General features: G+C 47.6%; 2 protein-coding genes. Both read left to right on the forward strand.

Annotated features, from left to right (window positions below):
* Positions 1 to 189, forward strand: a 189-nt coding sequence (locus A3750_RS22365) for an iron-containing alcohol dehydrogenase (RefSeq protein WP_156498843.1), incomplete at its 5' end; no start/stop codon positions are given.
* A 33-nt stretch (positions 190 to 222) separates the two neighbouring features.
* Complete coding sequence (locus tag A3750_RS22370) at positions 223 to 657, forward strand: thioesterase family protein (RefSeq protein WP_068458388.1); 435 nt, start codon at positions 223 to 225, stop codon at positions 655 to 657.
* Positions 658 to 819 lie beyond the last annotated feature (162 nt).

Here is an 819-nt window from a genome sequence, read left to right on the forward strand (position 1 = left end):
ATTGAAGACTTGGTTAAAGATCTCGGGTTGCCGACCAGTTTGGCAGAGATGGGAATCGAAGAGTCTTATCTTGGAATTTTAGCGGACGATGCGATGCTTCAGACTCGTTTGCTTCAGAATAACCCGAAGGAAGTAACGCGCGATGACGCGCTTGCGATCTATCAGGCGGCCTTCAAAGGGATCGTTTAAGGGTATTGCTTAATTGCTTAAAGGAATAGCGTAATGGCGAAACAGCCAGTTTTTAAAAATACATTCCGACATTTTCAGAATGTTCAGACCCGCTGGATGGATAACGATGTGTATGGCCATGTGAACAATGTGGTGTATTACTCGTATTTTGATAGCGTGGTGAATACCTATCTTATCGACAAAGGTGGACTGGATATTCAGAATGGCGCGCAGATCGGTTTTATCGTTAATTCGAATTGTGTTTATCAGCAAAGTATCGCCTTTCCCGAGTCCTTAGTGGGCGCACTACGTGTAGATCGCATTGGCAATAGCTCGGTGGATTACGGCGTAGCCTTGTTCAAGGAGGGGCAAGAGCAAGCTTGTGCGTACGGAGCGATGACACACGTATTTGTTGATCGCGAGACCAACAAGCCTTCGCCGATCACCGGGCAGCTCCGCGATGCGCTACAGGCCATCGCCGTAGCCTAAGCTCTGAGGAGTTGCCTGTTGCACAATGCAGGATGTGAGCGGTGAATGTTTCAGATGGAATACGTTAGTTGGAATGCAGGGCAAGCATTGTTGTTAGAATAAGCCGATGCCTGCTTCTTTACACTCATCTGCCATGTTGAGAATATCGTCTTCAACCAGGCC

Source organism: Oleiphilus sp. HI0079, from assembly GCF_001635105.1.

Bases quoted from the DNA above. Each gene is read 5' to 3' on its own strand.
- A3750_RS22370 (WP_068458388.1), top strand. From the start codon at position 223: ATGGCGAAACAGCCAGTTTTTAAAAATACATTCCGACATTTTCAGAAT.